This is a genomic window from Christensenella sp., assembly GCF_034927525.1.
In the GTDB taxonomy this organism is placed as follows: domain Bacteria; phylum Bacillota; class Clostridia; order Christensenellales; family Christensenellaceae; genus Christensenella.
This window is the reverse complement of record NZ_JAYFPU010000276.1, coordinates 1-4,841: the sequence shown is the minus strand read 5'-3', so window position 1 is coordinate 4,841 and position 4,841 is coordinate 1. Positions and strand designations below refer to the sequence as shown.

General features: G+C 49.7%; 5 protein-coding genes. All 5 read right to left on the bottom strand.

All coding sequences use genetic code 11. The features are described from left to right. Window positions 1–731, bottom strand: a 731-nt coding sequence (locus tag VB081_RS11255; protein WP_323400908.1) for a sugar ABC transporter substrate-binding protein, incomplete at its 3' end; no start/stop codon positions are given. A gap of 51 nt (window positions 732–782) precedes the next feature. Then, window positions 783–1,751: an ABC transporter permease gene (locus VB081_RS11250; protein ID WP_323400907.1), complete on the bottom strand. Its 969-nt coding sequence runs from the start codon at window positions 1,749–1,751 to the stop codon at window positions 783–785. 2 nt (window positions 1,752–1,753) lie between these two features. Beyond that, complete coding sequence (locus tag VB081_RS11245; RefSeq protein ID WP_323400906.1) at window positions 1,754–3,268, bottom strand: sugar ABC transporter ATP-binding protein; 1,515 nt, start codon at window positions 3,266–3,268, stop codon at window positions 1,754–1,756. A 52-nt stretch (window positions 3,269–3,320) separates the two neighbouring features. After that, window positions 3,321–4,214, bottom strand: a complete 894-nt coding sequence (locus VB081_RS11240) for a glycyl-radical enzyme activating protein (RefSeq protein WP_323400905.1) — start codon at window positions 4,212–4,214, stop codon at window positions 3,321–3,323. A gap of 351 nt (window positions 4,215–4,565) precedes the next feature. Next, window positions 4,566–4,841 (bottom strand): glycine radical domain-containing protein (locus tag VB081_RS11235; RefSeq protein WP_323400904.1); only part of this gene is annotated, 276 nt, incomplete at its 5' end.

Below are 4,841 nucleotides of genomic sequence, written 5' to 3'. Positions count from 1 at the left end.
TCCGGATATGTCTGGATCAGGTTATCCATCAGGGCCTGTGCTTCCTGTACGTTCAGGTTTGTCGGATCCTGCTCTACTACTTCAACGTCAGGATACTGTTCCATAACTTCTTTGAAACCAGCCGCTCTATCAGCGATGGATGTGATCTGCGGATAGCCGATGATCAACACTTTGCCTTTTTCAGAACCGTTTCTTTCTTTCAGGAGCTCTACAGCATATTTGCCTGCTTCACGTCCGATGTCCATGTTGTTGGATGCTACGTGAGCCACAGTGTCGCCCTGCTCAGAGCGAACGTCAACTGTTACAACCGGGATACCAGCGGTGTTTGCTTCCAGCGTTGCCGGAGAGATCGCCGCGGAATCTACAGGGTTTAAGATAAGCGCGTTTACTTTCGTACCGCTGATCATATCTTCAACACCCTCGAGCTGCTTCTGGACGTCGCCAGCGCCATCAAGGTCGATGAGCTTGACACCCTGTGCCTCTGCTTCCTTCTTAGCTGCTGCCAGCATATCCTGGAAGAAGGGGAAGTTATAGTCCATCAATGTCAGACCGATCGTGATGTCTCCATCTGCTGCCGGTGCCGCAGATTCTTCGCCCGCAGCACTTTCACTGGGAGCAGCCGCGCTCTCAGAAGGAGCCGCCGAGGATTCTTGAGCAGCCGGAGCAGCACATCCAACAAAAGCTGTCACTGCCATAGCCACTACAAGTACCAATACCAATACTTTCTTCATTTCTTTTCCTCCGTTTTTACTTATATTGCGCACGGTTTTTTCCGTGCAAACTTATTTATTACCTTTTTCATACAGGCTGACCGCCACCAGCAGGATGATACCTGTAAATACCTGCTGCCAGAAAGACGAGATGCCGAGAATGTTGAAGCCGTTGCTTAGAAGCTGCATGAACAGGCAGCCGATGATCGTACCAAAGATGTAACCCTTACCACCAGTCAATGCTGTTCCGCCCAATACGACCGCTGCGATCGCGTCAAGCTCCATTCCCTGTCCAAGCGTCGGTTGGCCGGACGCAAGACGCATCGTCAGCAGGATACCCGTGAGGCCTGCTGTAAAACCGCTGATCGTATAGACCGCGATCTTTGTCCAGTCGACCTTGATACCCGAAAGCCTTGCGCATTCTTCATTGCCGCCTGTCGCGTATACGTGGCGTCCGAACTTCGTAGAGCCCAGGACGATCCATGCCACAGCCACGACCACGATCATAATGATGACCGGCACCGGGATCGCTCCCACATAGCCCCGGCCAAGCTGTAGCGCAGCTTCAGGGATGTTTGTGATCGGACGACCGCCCGTGTAGACGAGAGCCAGTCCGCGGGCCGTGCTCATGAGCGCCAGCGTTACGATAAATGCTGGGATTTTTACTTTAGCAATGATAATACCGTTGATGAGCCCGATTGCCGCACCAACCAAAAGCCCTAACAGCAGCCCTGCCGGAACCGGCAGTCCGTTTGTCGTCATAAAGCCTGCCGCCAGCGTTCCCGCGAGGCATGCCACCGAACCAACCGAAAGGTCGATCCCTCCCAATATCAGTACAAACGTCATACCGATTGCTACGATCAGCGACGGAGAAGCCTGACGTACAACGTTGATCAGGTTGCTTTCCGTAAGGAACGAGTCCGAAGCGATCGAGAGTACGACGAACAATACGATAAAGGCACATACAATACTCAGCTGTGGGAAGCGTTTGATCTTCCCCCATACCGTATTTTCCTTTGCCAATACTACTTCCTTGTCCATAATTAACTGAGTCCCCCTTCAATTTGTTCTGTGTTTCCCACCGAGTATGACATGATCCTCTCCTGTGTTGCTTCCTGTGCATTCATCACAGCCTTCATCTCCCCTTCGTGCATAACGATGATCCGGTCGGACATCCCCAGCACCTCAGGCAGCTCGGACGAGATCAGTATAATGCCGATCCCCTGCCGTGCAAGCTCCACAATGATCTTATGTATTTCTTCCTTTGCGCCGACGTCCACACCGCGCGTCGGTTCGTCCAAAATCAGCACATCCACATCGCGCGTGATCCACTTTGCCAGTGCGACCTTCTGTTGGTTACCGCCCGACAGGTTTCCCACAAGTTGCAGGATAGACGGCGTCTTTATCCGCAATTGCTTGACGGCATCATTACATATCTCCGTCTCGCGTTTGAAGTTCAAAAAACCGCCCTTTGTGATCTTATCCATATTGGTCACGCTGATGTTGTTCCTGATCTTGCTATTAAGGTCCACGCCCAGAAGCTTTCTGTCCTCGGGCAGGTAGGCCAGCTTATACTTCATCGCATCGTACGGTGTTTTGATCTTTACCGGTTTTCCGCCCACGCTGACAGAGCCGCTGTCGTACTTCATCGCTCCAAAGATGGAAAGAGCCACTTCCGTACGTCCCGCGCCCACCAGGCCGGAAAAACCAAGAATCTCCCCGCGCCTCAAGTCAAAGCTGATGTCATTGAACATTCCTTTTTTGGTCAGCCCTTCGACTTTTAACACGGTATCGCCGATCGGCACCTCCTGCTTGGGGAACATCTGTGTAATCTCCCTGCCTACCATTGAGGTAATAAGCTGCTCCTGCGTAACCTGTTCGATCGGCCATTCGCCGATATATTCGCCGTCACGCATAACCGTGATGTAGTTGCCGATCTCAAACAATTCTTCCATGCGGTGCGAGATGTAGATGATCGTTACGCCGTCGTCTGTCAGCTGTTTGATGATACGGAACAAGTGCTCCACTTCCTGCAATGTGAGCGACGACGTCGGTTCGTCCATAACAATGATCTTTGCGTCCACCGACAGCGCTTTTACGATTTCCAGCATCTGCTGCTTCGCCACGCTCAGCTTGCTTACCACGTCCATCGGGTCGATGCCCATTTCGTACTTTTCCATCAATTCCGCGGTACGCTTCATCGTTTCTTTTTTGTTGATAAGCATCCCTTTGGTGATCTCTTTGCCAAGGAATACGTTCTCCTGTACCGTCATATCACGGCATAGGTTAAGCTCCTGGTAAATCATCGCGACCTTATTGGTCATCGAATCGTTCGGGTTGTGTATCTCCACCTGTTTCCCGTCAATAAAAATATCCCCGGAATCCTTGTTGTACGCGCCTGCCAGTATCTTCATCAGGGTAGATTTTCCCGCCCCGTTTTCGCCTATCAATACATTTACTTTCCCCTTATAGGCCGAAAAACTGACATCTTTTAGTGCATGGACGCCCATGAAGCTTTTCGTGATATTCTTCATTTCAAGTGCTTTTGTGTCCAGCAATTCTTTTTCCTCCTTCAACCAACATTCTTCATCTATTTCACTTTTAAAATGATTACCCGCCAATCCGTACGACAAGTCCGTATGTTTCCGCCAACTCTTTTAAGCGCTGCATCTCCTTATCGTCCGGCGTATATGCATCGTCACATTCGTACGCCATATGCATCTTCTTGTATTTCGATTCCCCAAAGCGGTGATAAGGCAGCAAGTGCATCTCCTCAACGCCGATCTCCTTTGCAAAAGCCGCCGTTTTCTTGATATTCCCGTCGTCGTTGTTATACCCGCCGATCACCGGCACCCGCACGATCATGTCTTTTCCCATCTGTGCGGCTTTGCGCGCATTATCTAGGATCGTTTCGTTACCAAGCCCCGTCAGCTCCTTGTGCACCGCGCTATCCATGTGTTTGATGTCAAACAATATCTGGTCTGTATGCTCGAGTACCTTTTTCCCTTTTTCCCAATCAAACTGGCCGCAGGTCTCCACCGCCAGATGGATGAAGTTTCCTTTCAGGCGGATCGCCAGCTGCTCCAAAAACTCGCTTTGCGTAAGCGGCTCCCCTCCTGAAAAAGTCACGCCGCCGTCCGACGTCTGGTAAAACGGATGATCCTTCATCACCTCTTGCGTCACTTCTTCGACGCTCATACGTTTTCCCATGATCTCCCGCGCGCCGGTCGGGCAAATAAATTCGCATTTTCCGCAGCCCGTGCACAGCGTCCTGTCCCACGCGTCAGGCGTCAGCGCCTTTGTTGCGCATATCTCATAACAATGGCCGCATCCCATGCAGTTGTCCGCCACAAGGCTCATCTCCGGAAAATAGTTCTGCGATTCCGGGTTGGAGCACCACTTGCATTTCAGCGGACATCCTTTCATAAAAATATTTGTGCGTATGCCGTCCCCGTCATGCAGGCTGTAGCGCTGTATATTAAAGATCATTCCTGTTGCTTCCATCAATAGATTGCCCTTTCGCGTTTGTGTATCGATCCATTTTCAGCAGATTAAAGTCGAAAAGACAAAATCAAACCTTCTTACCTTACGTATACCATCTCGTTCCGCTGAATATTTATTGTTGTAATCCTTTGTGATTGTGTTAATATGATCCACATCCCCTTGCCGGAAATATGACCCGGCGGGGTGAGTTCTCTTTTATGTGCTTATCATAGCAGATTGATTATACAATTTCAATAGTTTTTTATTATTTTTTAGAATTTTTTATTTTTTCTTTTAATTAATACAGGGCGGTGGTTTGAATTTCTTACCAACGCCCTGTATTAAAATGAAAAAGAGTAGTTGCTTGCTGTATTATATCTGGTGCTCTGTACGCTCAATGATGCTGTCCTGTATCTCTTCTGCTAGCTCGTTGAAAAATGCGCTATACCCGGCTACACGCACGACAAGCCCCTTGTGCTTTTCCGGATGTTCCTTCGCATCGCGCAGCGTATCCGAATCGATAACATTCAGTTGGATATGCGCCCCGCCCAAAGTTTGATACGTCGTGATGTAATCCATCATCTTTTTATTGGCGTCCTCCCCTTTTAATGTCTCCGCATTATACTTCTGGTTGAATATGATCCCGTT

Excerpts from the sequence above, each read along its gene's own strand:
- VB081_RS11250 (WP_323400907.1), bottom strand. The coding sequence starts at position 1,751 with ATGGACAAGGAAGTAGTATTGGCAAAGGAAAATACGGTATGGGGGAAG.
- VB081_RS11240 (WP_323400905.1), bottom strand. The coding sequence starts at position 4,214 with ATGGAAGCAACAGGAATGATCTTTAATATACAGCGCTACAGCCTGCAT.